Origin of the sequence: Kribbella sp., from assembly GCF_035687465.1 — a bacterium.
Taxonomy (GTDB): Bacteria; Actinomycetota; Actinomycetes; order Propionibacteriales; family Kribbellaceae; genus Kribbella.
In genome coordinates this window covers 19,802-38,491 of the sequence record NZ_DASRXP010000729.1, presented here as the reverse complement: position 1 = coordinate 38,491, position 18,690 = coordinate 19,802, and the positions used below count along the sequence as shown (strand labels likewise).

Below are 18,690 nucleotides of genomic sequence, written 5' to 3'. Positions count from 1 at the left end.
TGCGGCTCGCCGGGCTCCAGATCGACACCGCCGTGGTGCTCCGCGCGGACCGCACCGACGAAGGTGTCGGAGTCGTGGAGGCCGAAGCCGGGGCGACCAGGACCAGAGACCTCGAGATGTTCGGCCGGTGAGCACCATCGCCACGATCGGCGCGCGGCTCGGCGGCGACCCGGGCGGGCGGCGGATCGTCTCACCGGAACGCCGTCGGCGCCGGCGGGTCCAGGCCGTCTGGGGTCTGCTGGTGCTGAACGTCCTGACGTTCTTCCCCGGCGCGCCGCACATCGTGCCCATCCCTGGGATCGTCGGCAAGCTCATCACCCAGTTCTCCCTGGTGGTGGCCCTGCTGCTGGTGCTGAGCGTCAACCGGCCCGCGAGGGTCCGGCCCAGCGTCTTCATGTTCTTGCTGGCGCTGCTCGCGGCGGAGTCGCTGCTGGCCAGCGTCGGGGCCGAGTTCCTGTTCGGCGCGCTCTTCCGGGCCGGCCGACTGTTCCTGTTCGTCGCGGTGCTGTGGCTGCTGACCCCGTGGTGGACCCGGCGCGATCTCCTGCTCGTTCGAACCCACCTGATGTTCCTGTGGATCGTGCTCGGCTCCGTCCTCCTCGGCATGCCGGTCGCGCCCGGCGTGGCGCTCACCGACGACCGGCTCGGGGGCATCCTCTGGCCCATCCCGCCGACCCAGGTCGGTCACTACGCCGCGGTGGCCGCCGGCCTGACGATTGTGCTGTGGCTGACCGGACTGCTCCGCCGTGAACTCGCGCTGATCAGCGTCCTGCTGGCCATGCCCCTCCTCTTGCTGACCCACACACGCACTGCTCTGGTCGCACTTCTGGCCGGCATCCTGATCGCCGGGCTGAGCCTGTTCACCACGCGAGCGCGGGTTCGCAAGTCGTTTGCCTTCGGCCTCGCCTTCTTCACCGTCGGAGCGCTCACCCTGGGTTCGGTGGTGACCACCTGGCTTGCCCGTGGTCAGGACACCCAGGAGGTCGCCGCCCTGACCGGTCGCCGAGAGGTCTGGGAGTCGATCCTCAGCGCGCCGCGTTCCATCTTCGAGACGCTGTTCGGCTTCGGGTTGTCCAACAAGTCCTTCAACGGGCTGCCGATCGACAGCAACTGGCTGGGCACCTACTACGACATCGGTCTGGTCGGAGTGGCGATCACCGTGGCGATGGTGCTGTTCATCCTGACCGCCGCGTGGTTCCAGCCTCATGGTGCGCGCCGGGCCCTCGCGCTGTTCCTGGTTGCCTACTGCGTGGTCGCCTCCTTCACTGAGAGCGGCCTCAGCGACGCCTCGCCGTACCTCCTCGAACTGGCGCTGGCCGCGTCGTTGGTGTACTCGGGAGCCTCCCGCGAAGGAGTGCGATGAAGATTCTGCTGGTGCACAACACATACCGGTCGACCGCGCCGAGCGGCGAGAACAGGGTGGTCGAGCAGGAGGGAGAGGCGCTCGCCGCTCTCGGCCATGACGTCGAGACCTTCGGGCGGCTCAGTGACGAGATCGAGAGCTGGCCGGCCTTTCAGAAGGCGACGCTGCCCGCCCGGGTGATCTGGAACCCGACCAGCCGGCGAGACCTCGGCGAGGCTCTGGACCGGATCCGGCCCAACGTCGTGCACGTCCACAACACCTTCCCGCTGCTCAGCCCTTCCGTGCTGTACGCGTGCCGGGACGCGGGAGTTCCCGTCGTCGCGACACTGCATAACTACAAGTTGCTCTGCGCAAGTGGCGACTTCTTCCGCGACGGCGAGGTCTGCCACGATTGTGCAGGCGGAAACCCGACCTCGGCGCTGGTGCATCGCTGCTACCGCGGCTCGGTCCTCGCCACCGGGCCGACGGTGCTGGCGGCACGCGCGCACCGGCGGAGCTGGCGCGACCTGGTCTCGGCGTACATCTTCATCTCGGACTCCCAGCGCGAACTGCTCGCCGCGATGGGTTTCGACCCGGAGCGGACCTTTGTCAAGCACAACCTGGTCCCGTACGACGGTCCGGTCGGCGGTGACCGGCAACGGCAGGTGGCCTACGTCGGCCGGCTGGACGCGCCCAAGGGTGCGCCACTGCTGATGAAGAGCTGGGACGCCTACCGCGCCTCGGCCGGTGACGCCGCGCTGCGGCTCGTCATCGCCGGTGGTGGTCCGCTGCTGGACGAGGTGACGGCCTGGGCCGCGGAGCGTCCGTCGGTCGAACTCGCCGGACATCTCACCAAGCAGCAGTGTTTCGAGCTGATCGCCCGGTCCCGCGCGGTGATCCTCCCGTCGGAGTGGGAGGAGACGTTCGGTCTCGTGGTGGTCGAGGCGATGGCAGTCGGCGTGCCCCTGCTGGCCGCCGGCCATGGCTCGTTCCCCGATCTTGTCAGCGACGGAGTCGACGGCGCACTCTTCGATCCGGGTCAGCCGGACGCGCTGGCGAAGTTGCTGCTCGACGTCGACACGTCTCCGGACCGCTACGAGGAGTACGGCCGCCGCGCCCGGACGACGTACGAACAAAAGCACGACCCCAGCCGCAACATAGAGCAACTGCTCGACATCTACCGGTTCGCCATCGGGCAGTCGGTGTCCGCTCACCACTAGTTCCCGTGAACCGCTTGCCCCCGAAGGAAGTGCCATGGAACAACGCGATTCGTCCCGGTCGGCCACCGGCCGGGGATCCGCGTGGTACCGAAGCCGCGGCGTTCTCATCGCCGCCGGCCTGCTCCTGCTCGCCGGCCTTCTGGTGGTTGTCACCTACGTCGTCGATGGTGAGCCGTCGCCGCGACCGGCGCAGAGCGGCCCGCCCGGTACGGCGCCGCCGGTGAAACCGGTCTCGGCGCCGACGACGCCGCCGGCCCGGATCTGCGGGAACACCGCGGCACTGTCCGGACCGAGCCGTGCGCCGAGCGGCGCGGTCACCGTCAGCACGACGCAGAACCTGAACGACGTCACTCAGGACAAGCCGGCCGGCACGACCTTCTGGCTCGCCCCAGGCACGCACAAGCTCGGCACCGGACCCTTCAGCCAGGTGATCCCCAAGCAGGGCAACACCTATCTGGGCGCGCCCGGTGCGGTGCTCGACGGCCAGCGGCGCAACCGTTACGCGTTCACCGGCTACGCGACCGACGTCACCATCAAGAACCTGACCATCCAGAACTTCGGCGCCGTCCGGACGAACAACGACGAAGGGGCGGTGAACCACGACGCCGCCGCCGGGTGGACGGTCGACGGCAACACGATCCGCCACAACGCCGGTGCGGGTGTGATGGTCGGTAGCCGCAACGTCATTCGCGGCAACTGCCTGCAGCAGAACGGCCAGTACGGCTTCAGCGCCTACCACCCTGACAAGGTGGCCGACATCATCATCGAGCGGAACGAGATCGCCGACAACAACACCGACGACTGGGAGACCCTCAAGAAGGGCTGCGGCTGCACGGGCGGTGGGAAGTTCTGGGAGGTGACCGGGGCGGTGGTTCGCAACAACTGGGTGCACAACAACCGCAGCGCCGGGCTGTGGGCCGACACCAACAACACCGGCTTCGCCATCGAGGGCAACTATATCTCCAGCAACGAGTCCGAAGGCATCGTCTACGAGACCAGCTACAACGCGAGCATCCGCGGCAACACCTTCGCCCGCAACGGGCTCGGCAAGGGCCTGCAGAACGGCGGATTCCCGACCTCGGCGGTGTACATCTCGGAGTCCGGCAGCGATGCGCGGGTGGCGGGGGCGTTCAACCAGACCTTCGAGATCAGCGGGAACGTCTTCACCGACAACTGGGCCGGCGTGGTCCTCTGGGAGAACGCGGACCGGTTCGCCGGGTCTGCGGCCAACACCAGCTCGGGTTCGGGCACCCTGGTGAACCCGGCCACCGTCACCGCGAAGACCTGCAACGCGACCACCATCCGCAGCCAGCCGTACCTGGGCGACTGCCGGTGGAAGACGCAGAACGTTCGCGTCCACGACAACGTCTTCTCTCTCGACCCGAACAAGATCGGCAAGACCTGCGCGTCGCGCAGCGGGTGTGGCTACAACGGGCTGTTCTCCAACTGGGGCACGTTCCCCGCCTGGTCGCCGTACAAGGAGAAGACCATCCAGGACGCCATCACGTTCGACCAGGGCAACCGCTTTTACAGCAACACCTACCGCGGGCCGTGGAACTTCGTCGTGCACGCACAGGACTCCCGGGTCAACTGGGCCGCCTGGCAGGGCGCGCCGTACGACCAGGACCGCGACAGCGTGATCATGGTGCAAGGGACGCGCTGAGGACCATGGCCGGCCCACCGGAGCGCGCAGCAGGCGAGCAGCTCGAGCTGCTGCGGTCCGTCGGCTATGCCGCGTTCGGGCGGCATGAGCTGGATCTCGACGTGCTGGACCTGGTCTTCGACAGCCTCGTGGATGCCCCGGAGAGCAGCGGCGACGAGGTACGGCGGCTTCGGTTTGCCGGCCACGGCTGCACTGTCGACGTCGACGTCCGTGGTCAGGCTCACCTCAGGGTAGAGCTCTGGGTCTCACCCGCCGGTCCCGTGCTGGTCGAGTCGCGCGGCGCGGACAGTGACGAGCCGCTGGCGTCGCGGCTGGTCAGCTTCCTGCTCCGCTGGCCGGGGACACCACAGCGGCCGGTCCGAACGGCCTGGATCATGCTCTGATCCGAGTCCGCCCGAACCGGCCGTGGCCACTGCTCAGGGGGGATCGCAGTGGACGGGGACGCTGCTCAGGAAGCGAGCAGCAGTCTGAGCTTCTCCAGACACCGGCCGCGGATCGGGCCGATGCTGCCGATCGGAACCCCAAGCTTCTCGGAGATCTCGGCATACGGGGCGGGCGGGTCCGCCATCAACATGCCGAGCAACTGTTGCCAGCGGTCCGGCAAGCTCTCCAGCGCTCGCCGTACGTCGACAGCCCGCTCGTCGGCGAGCATGTCCGCGTCCAGCTCCGGCTCATTGCCGGCGACAGCCGCGAAGTCGTCCGGCTCGTAGGTGAGCAGCACCCGCTTGCGGAACGCCAGCACCCGCAGGCATTCCCGGCGGGTGGTGACGACCAGCCAGGCACCGACCCGGACCGGATCGACCCGGTCGATGTGCTCCAGCAGCCGGAGCCACACCACCTGCGAGACGTCGGACGCGTCGCTGTCGGTGAGCCGGAAGCTGCGGGTGACCGCCCATACGAGTCTGGCGTAGTGGTCGACCAGCCGACTCCAGGCCTCCTGGTCGCCGGCCGCGGCCTGGATGACCAGTGTTGCGGCCTCCGACCTGGCCGCGGCTTCTTGGTCCTCTGTTACACCCCTACCGGTGAGGTGGCTTGGCATGGATTCCCCCCTTGGGAACACAGCTGAATTGTCTCGTTTGTGCTGGTACTCGAAAGGTTTGCTTTAGTACGCACCGTCACGGCCGAGCACGGCCCGCGCGGTTTTCCACAAAATGAGCAGGTCGAGGGCGATCGACCAGTTGTCGACGTACCGCAGGTCGAGGCGAACCGATTCCTCCCAGGTCAGGTCGCTTCGTCCACTCACCTGCCAGAGGCCGGTCAGGCCGGGTTTGACGAGCATCCTGCGCGCGTCGTCGATGGCGTACGTCGCGACCTCGGTCGCCAACGGTGGCCGCGGCCCGACGAGCGACATGTCGCCCCGGAGCACGTTCACCAACTGCGGCAGTTCGTCCAGCGAGAAGCGCCGCAGATAACGGCCGATCCTCGTCACTCGCGGATCGTCACGGAGCTTGAAGAGCACCCCGTTGCCCTCGCTGAGCGCGTGCAACTCCGCCTTGCGTTCCTCGGCGTCCGCGCACATGGTGCGGAACTTCAGCATCGAGAACTCGACCCCGGCCCGCCCCACCCGGGTCTGCCGGAACAGCACCGGACCACGGCTGGTGAGCTTCACCAGGACGGCGACCACCAGCAGCACCGGGGTGGCCAACAGCAGCAACCCCAGGCCGACCACCCGGTCGAAGATGCTCTTCAGCAGATGCGGTCCGCCACTCACCGACGGCCGTTCCAGGTGCAGCAACGACAGCCCGGCGACCGGCCTGATGGAGATCCGCGGCCCGGCGACCTCGACGATGCCGGGCGACACGATCAGGTCGATACCGCGTTGCTCGAGCGCCCAGGACAACCGTCGCAGGGACTGTCCGGCGAGCTCCGGATCCGCGGCCACCGCCACCACGTCGACCTCGTACTGGTCGACCGCGGCGAGGATGTCCACCTCCGTCCGCCCCAGCCGGATGGGCCCTGGATCGGCCTCCTCGGCGGCGTCCCCCCGCGGCTGGCAGGTCGCTACGACGACGTAGCCGTCCGCCGGCCGCTCCTCCAGATGCCGCCTCAGGGTCGTCACCTGGGCGTTGCGCCCGACAACCAAGACCCGGCGCATGCAACGCCCGACGAACCGGCGACTGGAGATACTGCGATGCAGCAACCAGCGCACCAACAACGCCGCGACGCAGGTCATCGGCACGGCCAGGACGACGAAGCCGCGAGCCACATTGCTCTTGGTCGCGTACGACATCACCGCGACCAGCGCGGTCAACGCGAACGTCGCCCGCAGGATCGAGCGGAACTCCTCCGGCCCGGTCCCGAAGTACCGGGTCTCGTAGCCCCGCTCCAGCGCCACGCAGGCCAGCCAGGTGATCGGCAGCACGGCGCCCAGGATGATGTAGCCCCAGGTGATCTGAGCCCCGAACCTGGCCACCAGCGCCAGCGAGACACCGATCAGCGCGGCTGAAAGATCTCCGGCGAGCGCTGCCCACCGGTACTTGGCGACCCACCGAGCCTCGGTGAACCGGGCCGACCGCGGCACGATCGCCGGCACCTCGTCCGGAACCACCCAGACGGGCCGACGACGGTCAGTTTTGGCTGTCGGCGGCCTGAGATCAGCCGGCTCGGCCAACCCTTCGGACACGACAAAGTCTGTCACAAAAGACACCCCCCACAGGCGCTTAATCGAGGTCTGTGACTGCCCCACTCCCCGACACAGACTTCGATGAATGCCGCCCCCACAACGGCACTGGCCCAGACAGTACTACGCCCGACTTGTATTCGATAGTAATGAAGGCAGTGTTTGTCGCGGTGTAACCGAAAAACCCCTGTAGGCAACGAAAAACCCCCGGGCCTAACGAGGCCCGGGGGTCCGAAAATACTTTCTGACGAATAATTAGCCCGCGATCAGGCCGTCGCCGCTGATCAGCTCCCGCATCTCGGCGAGCGTGCTGTCGCCGGGAGGCAGGATCGCGTCGGAGTCGTGCAGCTCGTCGTCCGGCACCCGCTCGCCACCACGGACGAAGGTCAGCAGCGCGGCGAACGCAGTACGGAAGCTGTCCTCGTCGCCGGCCGAGACGGCCTTCTCCAGGTCGGTGTCGACCGCGTTCAGCTGCTCGAGCTTCTCGTCCGGCAGCCGGTACTGGCCCTCACCCATGATCCGGACGATCATCACGCGTCCCCATCCTGCGGTCGGGCCGGCTGCTGCACGGGCTGCTGAACCGGCTGCTGCGGCTGGGCCGCGCCCGGGGTGTCCTGTGACAGCTGCTTCGGCGCTTCGGCCGGAGCCAGCTGGGCCTTCAGCGCGGCCAGCTCGGACTCGACGTCGGAGCCTGTCGACATCCGCTCGAGCTCGAGGGTGATGTTGTCCTTGCTGGACCCGGACGCGTCGTCGAGGGCACCAGAGGCGAGCAGTTCGTCGATCGCGCCCGCTCGGGCCTGCATCTGCTGGGTCTTGTCCTCGGCGCGCTGCACCGCCAGACCGACGTCGCTCATCTCCTCGGAGATGCCGGAGAACGCCTCGTTGATCCGGGTCTGCGCTTCGGCGGCCGTGTAGGTGGCCTTGATCGTCTCCTTCTTGGTGCGGAAGGACTCGACCTTCGCCTGCAGCCGCTGCGACGCGAGGGTGAGCTTCTCCTCCTCGCCCTGCAGCTGGGCGTGCTGGGTGGTCAGGTCGTCGATCTGCCCCTGCAGCCCGGACTTGCGGGTCAGAGCCTCGCGGGCGAGGTCCTCCCGGTTCATCGAGAGCGCCTTCTGGGCCTGCTCCTGTAGCTTCTGTGACTGCGACTGAAGCTGCGAAGCCTGCAGCTCCACCCGCTTCCGGCTGGTAGCCACGTCAGCCACGCCACGCCGTACCTTCTGGAGCAGTTCGAGCTGCTTCTGGTACGAGTAGTCGAGGGTTTCGCGAGGATCTTCGGCCTTGTCCAACGCTGTGTTGGCCTTGGCCTTGAAGATCGTCGACATCCGCCTGAAGATGCTCATCGATATCCGTTCCCCTTCTGTGCCGGAGAGTGGACCCGGCGTGCGTGTCATCCACCCTATGTCCCCATGGGTCACCACACCATCGGGACTGGCCCCGATAAAGTGGTGCGTAGGTCCGGGGACCACCCCGAGTCGTGACCTGCTCAGTCCCGAATGAGGTTCAACCCCGTGTTCCGTCGTACCAAGTCTGAGACATCGCAGTCGGCAGCCGCCGACACCCCCCAGCCTAAGCCCGGGGGCAAAGGGCGTCCGACCCCGTCGCGGCGGGAGGCCGAGGCGGCCCGCAAGGCCGCGCTGAAGAAGCCGCGGAACCGCAAGGAGGCGTCGGCGTACCGGCGCGAGAAGGTCCGGGCCGAGCGCGCCAAGATGCAGGACGCGATGAAGACCGGCGACGACCGCTACCTGCCGGCCGCCGACAAGGGCCCGGTCCGCCGCTTCGCCCGCGACTACGTGGACGCCCGCTGGTCGGTGATGGAGTTCGCGCTGCCGGTGCTGCTGGTGATCTCCCTGCTCGGCGTCGTCTTCGCCCAGGCCTTCTCCTGGCTGCCCGGCCTGGTGAACCTGCTCTTCCTGGTGATGATCGCCGCGATCGGCGCCGACTGGTTCCTGCTCACCGGCGGCCTGAAGCGGGCGATCCGCAAGAAGTTCCCGAACGAGTCGGCCAAGGGTGTCGGCTTCTACGCCGTCCGTCGGACCATGCAGATGCGCCGCTGGCGCCTGCCCAAGCCCCTCGTGGCCCGCGGCGAGAAGCCCAGCTAGGGTCGGGGGTATGGACTTTCGGTATCTCGGCAACAGCGGTTTGAAGGTCAGTGAGATCTCGTACGGGAACTGGCTCACCCACGGCTCGCAGGTGGAGAACGAGCAGGCCAAGGCCTGTGTGAAGGCGGCCCTGGAGGCCGGCATCACCACGTTCGACACGGCCGACACCTACGCCAACACCAAGGCGGAGAGTGTCCTCGGCGAGGCGCTGGAGGGGCAGCGGCGGGAGTCGCTGGAGATCCTCACCAAGGTGTACTGGCCGACCGGGCCGGGCGGGCCGAATGACACCGGGTTGTCGCGCAAGCACATCCACGAGTCGATCAACGCCTCGCTCCGGCGGCTGAAGACGGACTACGTGGACGTGTACCAGGCGCACCGCTACGACACGGAGACGCCGCTCGAGGAGACGATGGAGGCGTTCGCCGACGTCGTCCGGGCCGGGAAGGCGCTCTACATCGGGGTGTCCGAGTGGACCGCCGAGCAGTTGCAGGAGGGACACCGGCTGGCTCGTGAGCTGCGGGTCCCGCTCGTCTCGAACCAGCCGCAGTACAGCATGCTCTGGCGGGGGATCGAGGCCGAGGTGGTGCCGGCATCCGAGGAGCTCGGCATCGGCCAGGTGGTGTTCTCGCCGATCGCGCAGGGCGTGCTGACCGGGAAGTACAAGCCGGGCGAGCAGCCGCCGGCCGGGTCCCGGGCGACCGACGACAAGGGCGGCGCGAACTTCGTCAAGCGGTTCCTGACCGACGACGTGCTGACCCGGGTGCAGGAGCTGAAGCCGATCGCGGACGAGGTCGGGCTGAGCCTGTCCCAGCTGGCGATCGCCTGGGTCCTGCAGAACCCGAACGTCTCCTCCGCGATCACCGGCGCCTCCCGCCCGGAGCAGGTCACGGAGAACGTCAAGGCGGCCGGGGTGAAGCTGGAGGACGGCGTGCTGAAGCGGATCGACGAGACCCTCGGCGGCGTGGTCGAGCGGGATCCGGCCAAGACCGCGCAGAACGCGCCGCAGACCCGGCCGGGCTCATGAGCTGGGTCTGGCGGTTCGAGACCGCCGAGGGTGAGCCGGCCGATCCGGGCGAGCTGACGGGTGCGGAGTTCTCGGCCCAGGGCGACGCGGAGAGCTGGCTGGGTGAGATCTGGCGCGAACTGGCGGAGAACGGTGTCGCGCAGGTCTACCTGCTCGAGGACGGCCGTGAGGTCTACGGCCCCATGAGTCTCGCCGCCCAGGAGTAGCTCCGGCTTGTAAGATCCGCCTCGAACCCACTGCCGTGACGCAGGGAAGCCGGTCCGAAGCCGGCGCTGACCCGCAACCGTAGGCCGCGTACCGCCGCGGCGAGCCGGAGCACTGCGTCGCAGGCAGACAGGCTCACCTACCCGCCGAGGTCCGCGGGTGGAGCCAGGTCTCTGCCTTGTGCTGCCGAGACTGTCCTCCACCGGGTCCCGGCCCGATCGAGGACATCAGAGATGACTGCACACCGGACTGTACGAGTGGTCCTCAGCCTGCTGGCGGGTCCCTGCTCGCGGGGACCGTCAGCACCACCGCACACGCCGAGGACGGCTTCCGCTTCTGGGGCTACTACCAGTGGACCAGCGGCCAGTGGGCTTTCTCGCAGAAGGGCGCCGACGTCGTAGTCCCCGCCGACGGCGCGGTCGAGGGCTGGCGGTTCGCCGTGGGCGGCGCGAAGCCCCGCGTACCCCGGGCGGCCGGCGACTTCACCGCGATCTGCGGCGCGACCCCGGCCGAGTCCGGTAAGAAGCGGGTCGCCCTGGTCATCGATCCGGGGACAGCTGCGGACTCCACGGGCGGTGTGGCACCTCCGCCGGCCACGGGGACCTGCGTGGTCACCGATGTGAAGGCGACCGGCGCCAAGGTCCTGGCGGCGGCCGAGCAGGTCCGGATCGAGGGTGGCCTGACCTGTGCGATCGCGGGCTTCCCGGCGAAGGGCTGTGGCGATCAGGTGAAGAACATCACCGTGCCTGCGACCGACGCGCCGGTGCAGCTGGAGATCGGCGCGGCCGTCGGAGCGGCGTCCACCCCGACGCCCACGACGACGCCTGCCGCGGGGCCGACGGCGGAGACCGACGACGGCGGAACGCCGTGGACCGGCATCATCATCGCGGCGATCGTCGTGCTGGTACTGGCGGGCGCTGGGCTCACACTGAGCCGGCGCCGCAGCGCGGGCCAGTAGGTGCGCACTGTCAATCACCTGACTCTCCCCCGGGCCTTGCACCCGGGGGCCTGGTGGTTGTGGGCGCTAGGCCTCGCAGTAGCCGCCAGCAGGACCCGCAACCCGGTACTGCTGGTTTTGATCCTCGTAATAGCCGGCTTCGTCGTCGCTGCACGTCGCGGTGACGCCCCCTGGGCCAACAGCTATGTCGCATTCCTCAAGCTGGGCCTGATGGTCATCGGCATTCGCGTAGTCCTGCAGGCTCTGCTCTCGACTCGCTCGCAGGGCAACACGCTGCTGTTCACCCTGCCGCAGATCCCTCTGCCCGATTGGGCCAACGGCGTGAAGCTCGGCGGCGAGGTGACCGCCGAGGCCCTCGTCACCGCCCTGTACGACGGGGGCCAGCTTGCGGTGATGCTGTGCTGCATAGGCGCTGCCAATGCGTTGGCCAGCCCGCGCAGATTGCTCAAGTCGTTGCCAGGGGCCCTCTATGAGATGGGCGTGGCCTGTGTGGTCGCTTTGACCTTCGCACCGCAGCTGGTCATCGACGCCCGGCGTATCCGCGCCGCCCGGCGACTCCGCGGCCGCACCCGCGGCTCCTTCCGCACCACCGCGATGCCTGTCCTCGAAGGCGCCCTCGACAGATCCGTCGAGCTAGCCGCAGCCATGGACTCCCGCGGCTACGGCCGTACTGCGCATGTGCCGCGCCGCCAGCGCCGGATCACTGGGGCATCGGTGTTGCTGGGGTTGCTCGGCATTGCATTAGGCGTCTACTCGCTGCTGACTGATGCCATGGCCTTCCCGGTGGCTGCGGCTGCCCTAGTGGTCGGGTTGCTCCTCGCCACTGGAGCAACGGCGATCGGCCATCAACGGGTGACTCGCAGCCGCTACCGTCCGGACCCCTGGGCGCTGCCGGAGTGGCTCGTCACCTGCTCCGGGGCCGTGGCCGGCGCGACGATGATCATCGCCGCCGCCCGTGGAGTGGAAGGTCTCGTGCTGCCCGGACCGCTGGTGGTTCCCCCGGTCCCGCTGCTGCCAGTGCTCGGTCTGCTGGTCGGGCTCGCTCCGGCCGTCGTGGCGCCGCCGCTGACCCGGAGCCGAGAGCTGGTGCCCGCATGATCGAGTTCGACCGGGTCACCGTCACCTACGACGGCGCCACCGAGCCGGCCGTGCGGGACGTCAGCTTCACCATCCCCGAAGGCGAACTCGCGCTGGTGATCGGCCGGACCGGCTCCGGCAAGTCCACCCTGCTGCGAACCATCAACGGGCTCGTGCCGCACTTCACCGGCGGAACCCTGGCCGGCCGCGTCCTGGTGAACGGCCGTGACACCAGGGAGTACCGCCCGCGCGACTTGGCCGACGTGGTCGGCATCGTCGGCCAGGATCCGATGGCGGGATTCGTCACCGACACGGTCGAGGACGAGCTCGCGTACAGCATGGAATCACTCGGGGTTGCCCCTGACGTGATGCGCCGCAGGGTCGAGGAGACACTCGACCTGCTGGGATTGGCCGACGTACGGGATCGGCCACTGACCTCTCTGTCGGGCGGGCAGCGGCAGCGGACCGCTATCGGTGCCGCCTTGACCTCGCACCCCGCTGTACTGGTCCTGGACGAGCCAACCTCAGCCCTGGATCCACAGGCGGCTGAGGAGGTCCTCGCTGCCTTGCAGCGGCTCGTGTACGACCTGGGCGTCACCGTCGTGATGGCCGAACACCGGCTCGAGCGGGTCATCCAGTACGCCGACCGGGTGATCGAAGTGCCAGGTGGTTCCGCACCGGTGTCCACGGGACTCCCGGTCGACCTGATGGTCACCGCACCGGTCGCACCTCCTGTGGTCGAGCTCGGCCGCCTCGCCGGGTGGTCACCGCTACCACTGTCAGTCCGGGATGCCCGGAGGGCCGCTGTGTCGCTGCGGAGTCGACTGGCCGAGTTGGCTCCCCTGCGGCAGGTCGCTGTGGAAGGCCGTGAGCTTGCTCGCTGCACCAACCTGGTTGTTGGCTACGGCAACGTCACTGCCCTGCGCGGCGTCTCCCTGACCATCAACGCCGGCGAGGTGGTCGCGCTGATGGGTCGCAACGGCGCAGGCAAATCCACCTTGCTCAACGCCCTCGTGGGACTCGTCCAGCCGCGCTCTGGCAGTGCGAGTGCGGCCGGCATGGACCCGCGCAGTACGAAGCCCAAGCAGTTGGTCAAGGCGGTTGGCCTGGTTCCTCAGGAGCCGGCAGACCTGCTCTACGCACCCACTGTGGCTGACGAGTGTGCCGCAGCGGATTCCGACTTCCGGGTGGCCGCTGGTCGCTGTCGCGCGCTGCTGGATCGTCTAGCTCCGGACATCGACGACCAGATGCATCCGCGCGACTTGTCCGAGGGGCAGCGGCTCTGCCTCGCACTGGCCGTGGTCCTCTGTGGTGCTCCCCCGCTGCTGTTGCTGGATGAGCCCACCCGAGGTCTGGACTATGGGGCGAAGCGCCGGCTCGTTGGCATCCTCCGGGAGCTTGCAGCGGATGGCCACGCGGTCGTGCTGTCGACCCATGACGTCGAGATGGTCGCTGAGGTGGCCACCCGGGTTCTGGTGCTCGCAGAGGGTGAGCTGGTCAGTGACGGCGAGACCGCGACTGTGATCGCCGGTTCTCCTGCCTTCGCTCCGCAGGTGGCCAAGATCCTTGCTCCACTGCCGTTCCTGACTGTCGGCGAAGTCGCTGCCGCGTTGGGTCGCGCGTCATGAGACTCCTGCAACTGAAGCCCCGCAGTACTGCGACTCTGCTGCTCGCGTCGCTGGTCGGCATCCTCGCGTTCGGGTGGCCCCTGCTCTGGCAGAGCTCTCAGGGTGGCGAGTCGGCCATCGAGCACACCACCGACGCGCCCTGGCTGTTCGTGCTGTTGCTGCCGCTACTGGTGGCCGTAGTACTAGCTGAGCTGTCGGAGTCGGGCATCGACGCCAAGGTGATCTCGCTGCTCGGCATGCTCGCTGCTGTCGGAGCCGCATTGCGCGCGCTCGGCCCTGGTACTGCGGGGCTCGAGCCGGGGTTCTTCCTGCTGATCCTGGCCGGGCGTGCTTTCGGGGCCGGGTTCGGGTTCGTACTGGGGGCTGTGTCCTTGCTGGCGGGTGCGCTGATCAGCGGTGGAGTCGGGCCGTGGATGCCGTTCCAGATGTTCGCGTGCGCATGGGTGGGCTGCCTTGCCGGGCTACTGCCGCGCTTGGGCGGTCGGTTGGAGTTGCTGCTGCTTGCTGCCTACTCGCTGGCTGCCGGAGTGCTCTACGGCTTGGTGATGAACCTGTGGTTCTGGCCGTACGCCACTTTCGGCAGCGACTTCTCCTTCATCCCGGGCGACGCATTGGCGGAGAACCTGCATCGGTACTTCCTGTTCGTGGTGGCCACTTCCCTGGGGTGGGACATCCCGCGGGGCGTGCTGTGCGCAGTACTGGTGCTGTTGCTGGGGCGACCGATTCTGAACGCGTTCCGGCGGATGGCCCGCAAGGCGGCGTTCGACGTACCAGTGACCTTCGAAGCTCCTGCCGGGAGGGCAGATGGCTGAACTGATCACCGGCCCGGACGGCGCGGTCGTGGACGGCGTACTGCGGCTCGGCGCCGACGGCAGCCTCACCGTCGAGGGCTACAGCGTCCGGACGACCTCCACCCCCGCCGGCCTCCGGTACGACGTACTGACGCCCGACGGCACCGAGTTCTCCTGGACAGCACCGCGTGCCGTGGCGCAGCGGACTCTGATCCTCGGCGGAGCCCGCTCCGGCAAGTCCACCGAGGCAGAGCGGCTCCTCGCCGGCCACCCCGACACCCTGTACGTCGCGACCGGTGGCGACGGGGAATCGGACCCGGAATGGGCCGACCGCATCGCCCGTCACCGAGCGCGTCGCCCCGCCACCTGGGGGCTCGCGGAGACCATCGACCTCGTACCGCTGCTTGACTCCCCCGGCCCGCCACTGCTCGTGGACTGCCTGACCCTCTGGCTCGCCCGCACCATGGACGCCCACGACATCTGGGCCGACTCCAGCCGTGTCACCGAAGTCGAGCAGGCGATCGAAGATCTCGCCCAGGCGTGGACCAGAACCACCCGGCTAGTGGTTGCTGTCAGCAATGAAGTCGGCTCCGGCGTGGTCCCCGCCGACCCCGGCACCCGCCTCTTCCGCGACCTGATGGGCCGCCTCAACACCACCATCGCCCACTACTCCACCAGCGTCCTCCTCTGCACAGCCGGCAGAACCACCGCGCTATGAAGGACGGCGTGAAGTTGGCTGTCGGCACCCTCTCAGTGCTGCCGGTGGGAGTGCCGAGCAAGGTTGATCGGGCCGTGGCGGGGCAGGCGATGGTGCTGGCGCCGGCGGTCGGGCTGCTGTTGGGCGGGATCTCGGCTGCGGTGGTCGCCGGCGCCGATGCTCTCCGGCCGGATGCGCCGCTGCTGTCCGCGGTGCTGGGAATTGTCGTGCTGGTCGCGTTGTCCGGTGCGCTGCATCTTGATGGTCTCGCGGACTTCGCGGACGGGCTCGGTAGCCGGCGGGATCGCGAGACGATGCTGCGGATCATGAAGCAGAGCGACATCGGGCCCTTTGGCGTCGTCTCGATCGCCGGCGTCCTGCTGATCGACGTCGCGGCCCTGTCCGCCTGCATTCAGTCCGGCCACGGCTGGCAGGCCCTCCTCATCGCAACCGCCGCCAGTCGCCTCACCCTCCCCTGGTCCTGCCGCACCACCGTCCCCACCGCGCGCCCCGACGGCCTCGGCGCCATGGTCGCCTCCACAGTCCGCCCCCTCACCGCCGTCCTCCTCACCCTCCTCACGACGGGCATCGCCGGCCTCCTCCTCCGGCTCGGGAGCGCGGACCTGCAGACGATCGTCGGCGCCGGCGCAGCCGCGCTGCTAGCCGTCGTGGTCGGCCTCTCCGTCGTGCGCCGTGCCCGGAAAGCTCTCGGCGGCATCACCGGTGACGTCCTCGGCGCCGCAGTCGAGCTAGCCCTCCCTACGGCCCTCCTGGTGCTCGCTCTCACCAGCTAGATCCGGGCGGGTTGGATGTTGCCGATCCGAAGCGGTCGGTTGGTGCATTACTGTCCACTCGGACCTTTCGATGGGCAGTACGACGCGTAACGACGAGGACACATGGCGATCACATTCAGGACCCGGACAAACTGCCGAGCGGCGAAAGCCCCCGGATCCGTTATCTTTATGTAATGAACGCAAGCCGCCCGGCGCCTGGCTCACAGGCTTCGCTTCGCGAAGCCAACCGTGAGCGTGTCCTGGGGGTTGTCCGGCAGAACGGTCCGTTGACCCAGGTCGAGATCGCCGCCGCCTCCGGTCTCTCCGCCGCGACCGTGTCCAACATGGTCCGGGAACTGGACCAGGCCGGCCTGGTCGGCCTCTCCCCCAGCATCCGCAACGGGCGCCGCGCAGTACTGGTGTCGCTGGCTTCGGGTGGCGGGCTGTTGGCGGGGGTCGCGTTCGGTGAGCGTGACGTGCGGGTCGCGATCGCCTCCGACAGCCAGGAGATCCTCGCCCATCAACTGATGCCGCTGCAGGCGGACCACGTCGCGGACGACGGGATGGAGCGTGCCGCCCGCCTGCTGGCCGACCTCGCGGAGACCATCGGGGCCGGCGTCGAGGACATCGGCGCGATCGGCTTCGGACTCCCCGCCCCGGTGGACTCCGTCAGCGGCGAGGCGGGCTCCGACGCGGTCCTGCCCGGCTGGCGCGGCGTCAACGTCGCCGAGGCGATGGGCGCCCACCTGCGCGCCCCGGTCGCGCTCGACAACACCGCGAACCTCGCCGCCCTCGGCGAACTCCGCAACGGCGCCCTCCGCGGCGTCCAGCACGGCTGCTACATCAAGTTCTCGTACGGCGTGGGCGCGGGCATCGTGCTCGGCGGTGAGGTTTTCCGTGGTTCCGCCGGCACGGCAGGCGAGATCGGCCACCTGACGATCGACGAGAACGGGCCGATCTGCCGCTGCGGCAACCGCGGCTGCCTCGACACCTTCGTCGGATCCCGCGCCCTGCTCAGCTCCCTACAGTCCTCCCACGGCCCACTGAGACTCCGGGATGTCGTCACCCGCGCACTCGCCGGTGATCTCGGCTGCCGGAGAGTGATCGAGGACGCCGGCCGCCGGGTCGGTGTCGCCGTCGCGGGCCTGGTGAACCTCTTCAACCCCGAGGTGATTGTGGTCGGTGGCAAGATGGCGGAGGCCGGCGACCTGATCCTGATCCCGCTCCGGGAGGCCCTGGACCGGTGCGCGATCCCGAGCGCCGCCGCGACGGTCGAGTTACGGCCGGCTGAACTCGGTGACGAAGCGGATGTACTCGGTGCCATTCAGTTGGCGTCCGTCCTCAGCCATTCGCGGGCCACCAAGGCCGCCGTGACAAACATGTGACAAGCCAATGTCTATTTCTTGAATTCAAGCCTTGACGTCAAGGGCGGTTGTGACCTTGACTCTGGCTAGGCCTACTCGGGCCCTCACGTCAAGGAGTCGCACTATGTCCGTCTCACCAACCCGTCTTGTCGGCCTCGGCATCGCCGTCTCAGCCCTCGCCCTCTCACTGGTGGCCTGTGGGTCGGACGACGACTCCGGCGCCAGTGGCAGCGGCGGCGGCAAGAAGGTCGCCCTGCTGCTTCCGGAGTCGAAGACAGCCCGCTACGAGGCCCTCGACCGGCCGCTGTTCACCGAGGCCCTGAAGACCGCGTGTGCGGACTGCGAGCTGATCTACAGCAACGCCGACCAGGACGCCGCGAAGCAGCAGCAGCAGGCTGAGGCCGCGCTCACCCAGGGTGCCAACGTGCTGGTCCTCGACCCGGTCGACGGCAAGGCGTCCGCCGCGGTCCTCGCCGCCGCGAAGGCCCAGAACGTGCCCGTCATCGCGTACGACCGGTTCATCGAGGGCGCGAACTACTACGTCTCGTTCGAGAACGAGGCGGTCGGCAAGCTGCAGGCGCAGACCCTGATCGACACGCTGAAGGCGGCCGGCAAGACGTCCGGCAACCTCGCCATGATCAACGGCGCCCCGACCGACCCGAACGCGGCCGACTTCAAGAAGGGCGCGCACAGCGTGCTCGACTCCAGCGGCTTCAAGATCGCCGCCGAATTCGACACCCCGGACTGGAGCCCGGACAAGGCGCAGTCCTGGATGGAAGGCCAGCTGAGCGCGATCAAGAACGGTCTGGTCGGCGTGTACGCGGCCAACGACGGCACCGCCGGTGGCGCCATCGCCGCCCTCAAGGGTGGTGGCGTGACCCCGCTCCCGCCGGTCACCGGTCAGGACTCCGAGCTCGCCGCGATCCAGCGGATCGTCGCCGGCGACCAGGCGATGACGATCTACAAGGCCGTGAAGCCCCAGGCCGAGGCCGCGGCCAAGGGCGCGGTGGCCCTGGCGAACGGCGGCAAGGTCGAGTCGACCTCCGACAAGAGCGGCGTGCCGTCGACGATTCTCGACCCGGTCGCTGTCACCAAGGCGAACATCAACGACACTGTGGTGAAGGACGGCATCTACAAGGTGACCGACATCTGCACGGCGTCGTTCGCCGCCGCCTGCACCGCTGCCGGCCTCAAGTAAGTACGGCCTCAAAGCCCGCCCCGGCTGCGCTC

The 18,690-nt window shown here is 68.5% G+C and carries 19 protein-coding genes; 15 read left to right on the top strand and 4 right to left on the bottom strand.

What is annotated here, in order from left to right:
* The first annotated feature begins 127 nt into the window (after positions 1-127).
* Genes VFG33_RS39675 through VFG33_RS39660 form a run of 4 tightly spaced genes read left to right on the top strand, consistent with a single transcriptional unit; the run spans position 128 to position 4,608 of the window.
* Complete coding sequence (locus VFG33_RS39675) at positions 128-1,363, top strand: O-antigen ligase family protein (protein WP_325058201.1); 1,236 nt, start codon at positions 128-130, stop codon at positions 1,361-1,363.
* Positions 1,360-2,562, top strand: a complete 1,203-nt coding sequence (locus VFG33_RS39670) for a glycosyltransferase (RefSeq protein WP_325058200.1) — start codon at positions 1,360-1,362, stop codon at positions 2,560-2,562. The genes VFG33_RS39675 and VFG33_RS39670 overlap by 4 nt, the downstream gene beginning before the upstream one ends.
* Positions 2,563-2,596: 34 nt before the next feature.
* A complete protein-coding gene (locus VFG33_RS39665; protein ID WP_325058199.1) occupies positions 2,597-4,225 on the top strand; it encodes a right-handed parallel beta-helix repeat-containing protein in 1,629 nt (542 codons plus the stop codon).
* A gap of 5 nt (positions 4,226-4,230) precedes the next feature.
* The gene (locus tag VFG33_RS39660) at positions 4,231-4,608 is read left to right on the top strand and encodes a hypothetical protein (protein WP_325058198.1); all 378 of its coding nucleotides are present in this window, start codon (positions 4,231-4,233) and stop codon (positions 4,606-4,608) included.
* A gap of 65 nt (positions 4,609-4,673) precedes the next feature.
* On the opposite strand, the gene VFG33_RS39655 is transcribed toward VFG33_RS39660, so the two are convergent.
* The 4 genes from VFG33_RS39655 to VFG33_RS39640 all read right to left on the bottom strand — a co-directional run bounded on the left by VFG33_RS39655 (position 4,674) and on the right by VFG33_RS39640 (position 8,185).
* On the bottom strand, positions 4,674-5,264 hold the full coding sequence (locus tag VFG33_RS39655; protein ID WP_325058197.1) for an RNA polymerase sigma factor: 591 nt from the start codon (positions 5,262-5,264) through the stop codon (positions 4,674-4,676).
* A gap of 63 nt (positions 5,265-5,327) precedes the next feature.
* On the bottom strand, positions 5,328-6,863 hold the full coding sequence (locus VFG33_RS39650) for a sugar transferase (protein ID WP_325058196.1): 1,536 nt from the start codon (positions 6,861-6,863) through the stop codon (positions 5,328-5,330).
* A gap of 237 nt (positions 6,864-7,100) precedes the next feature.
* The gene (pspAA, locus tag VFG33_RS39645) at positions 7,101-7,376 is read right to left on the bottom strand and encodes a PspA-associated protein PspAA (protein WP_325058195.1); all 276 of its coding nucleotides are present in this window, start codon (positions 7,374-7,376) and stop codon (positions 7,101-7,103) included.
* On the bottom strand, positions 7,376-8,185 hold the full coding sequence (locus VFG33_RS39640) for a PspA/IM30 family protein (protein ID WP_325058194.1): 810 nt from the start codon (positions 8,183-8,185) through the stop codon (positions 7,376-7,378). The genes pspAA and VFG33_RS39640 overlap by 1 nt, the downstream gene beginning before the upstream one ends.
* A 168-nt stretch (positions 8,186-8,353) precedes the next feature.
* On the opposite strand from VFG33_RS39640, the gene VFG33_RS39635 reads away from it, so the two are divergent.
* From VFG33_RS39635 to VFG33_RS39585, 11 genes are all read left to right on the top strand, one after another.
* A complete protein-coding gene (locus tag VFG33_RS39635; RefSeq protein ID WP_325058193.1) occupies positions 8,354-8,944 on the top strand; it encodes a DUF3043 domain-containing protein in 591 nt (196 codons plus the stop codon).
* Between the two features lie 10 nt (positions 8,945-8,954).
* Positions 8,955-9,968 (top strand): aldo/keto reductase family protein, encoded by a 1,014-nt coding sequence (locus tag VFG33_RS39630; protein ID WP_325058192.1) that lies wholly within the window; start codon positions 8,955-8,957, stop codon positions 9,966-9,968.
* Positions 9,965-10,174, top strand: a complete 210-nt coding sequence (locus tag VFG33_RS39625) for a hypothetical protein (RefSeq protein ID WP_325058191.1) — start codon at positions 9,965-9,967, stop codon at positions 10,172-10,174. The genes VFG33_RS39630 and VFG33_RS39625 overlap by 4 nt, the downstream gene beginning before the upstream one ends.
* A gap of 176 nt (positions 10,175-10,350) precedes the next feature.
* Complete coding sequence (locus VFG33_RS39620) at positions 10,351-11,130, top strand: SCO2322 family protein (RefSeq protein WP_325058190.1); 780 nt, start codon at positions 10,351-10,353, stop codon at positions 11,128-11,130.
* Entirely contained in the window at positions 11,131-12,228 is a 1,098-nt protein-coding gene (locus VFG33_RS39615) for an energy-coupling factor transporter transmembrane component T (protein ID WP_325058189.1), read from the top strand.
* The gene (locus VFG33_RS39610) at positions 12,225-13,835 is read left to right on the top strand and encodes an ABC transporter ATP-binding protein (RefSeq protein ID WP_325058188.1); all 1,611 of its coding nucleotides are present in this window, start codon (positions 12,225-12,227) and stop codon (positions 13,833-13,835) included. Before VFG33_RS39615 ends, VFG33_RS39610 begins: the two co-directional genes overlap by 4 nt.
* Complete coding sequence (locus VFG33_RS39605; RefSeq protein ID WP_325058187.1) at positions 13,832-14,647, top strand: ECF transporter S component; 816 nt, start codon at positions 13,832-13,834, stop codon at positions 14,645-14,647. Before VFG33_RS39610 ends, VFG33_RS39605 begins: the two co-directional genes overlap by 4 nt.
* Positions 14,640-15,344, top strand: coding sequence for a bifunctional adenosylcobinamide kinase/adenosylcobinamide-phosphate guanylyltransferase (locus VFG33_RS39600; protein WP_325058186.1), 705 nt, complete (start codon positions 14,640-14,642; stop codon positions 15,342-15,344). The genes VFG33_RS39605 and VFG33_RS39600 overlap by 8 nt, the downstream gene beginning before the upstream one ends.
* The gene (locus VFG33_RS39595) at positions 15,341-16,117 is read left to right on the top strand and encodes an adenosylcobinamide-GDP ribazoletransferase (RefSeq protein ID WP_325058185.1); all 777 of its coding nucleotides are present in this window, start codon (positions 15,341-15,343) and stop codon (positions 16,115-16,117) included. The genes VFG33_RS39600 and VFG33_RS39595 overlap by 4 nt, the downstream gene beginning before the upstream one ends.
* 173 nt (positions 16,118-16,290) lie before the next feature.
* Positions 16,291-17,481 carry an ROK family transcriptional regulator gene (locus VFG33_RS39590; protein ID WP_325058184.1) on the top strand — a complete coding sequence of 397 codons (1,191 nt, stop codon included), beginning with the start codon at positions 16,291-16,293 and terminating at the stop codon, positions 17,479-17,481.
* Positions 17,482-17,584: 103 nt separating this feature from the next.
* Positions 17,585-18,658 carry a substrate-binding domain-containing protein gene (locus VFG33_RS39585; RefSeq protein WP_325058183.1) on the top strand — a complete coding sequence of 358 codons (1,074 nt, stop codon included), beginning with the start codon at positions 17,585-17,587 and terminating at the stop codon, positions 18,656-18,658.
* Positions 18,659-18,690: the final 32 nt, after the last annotated feature.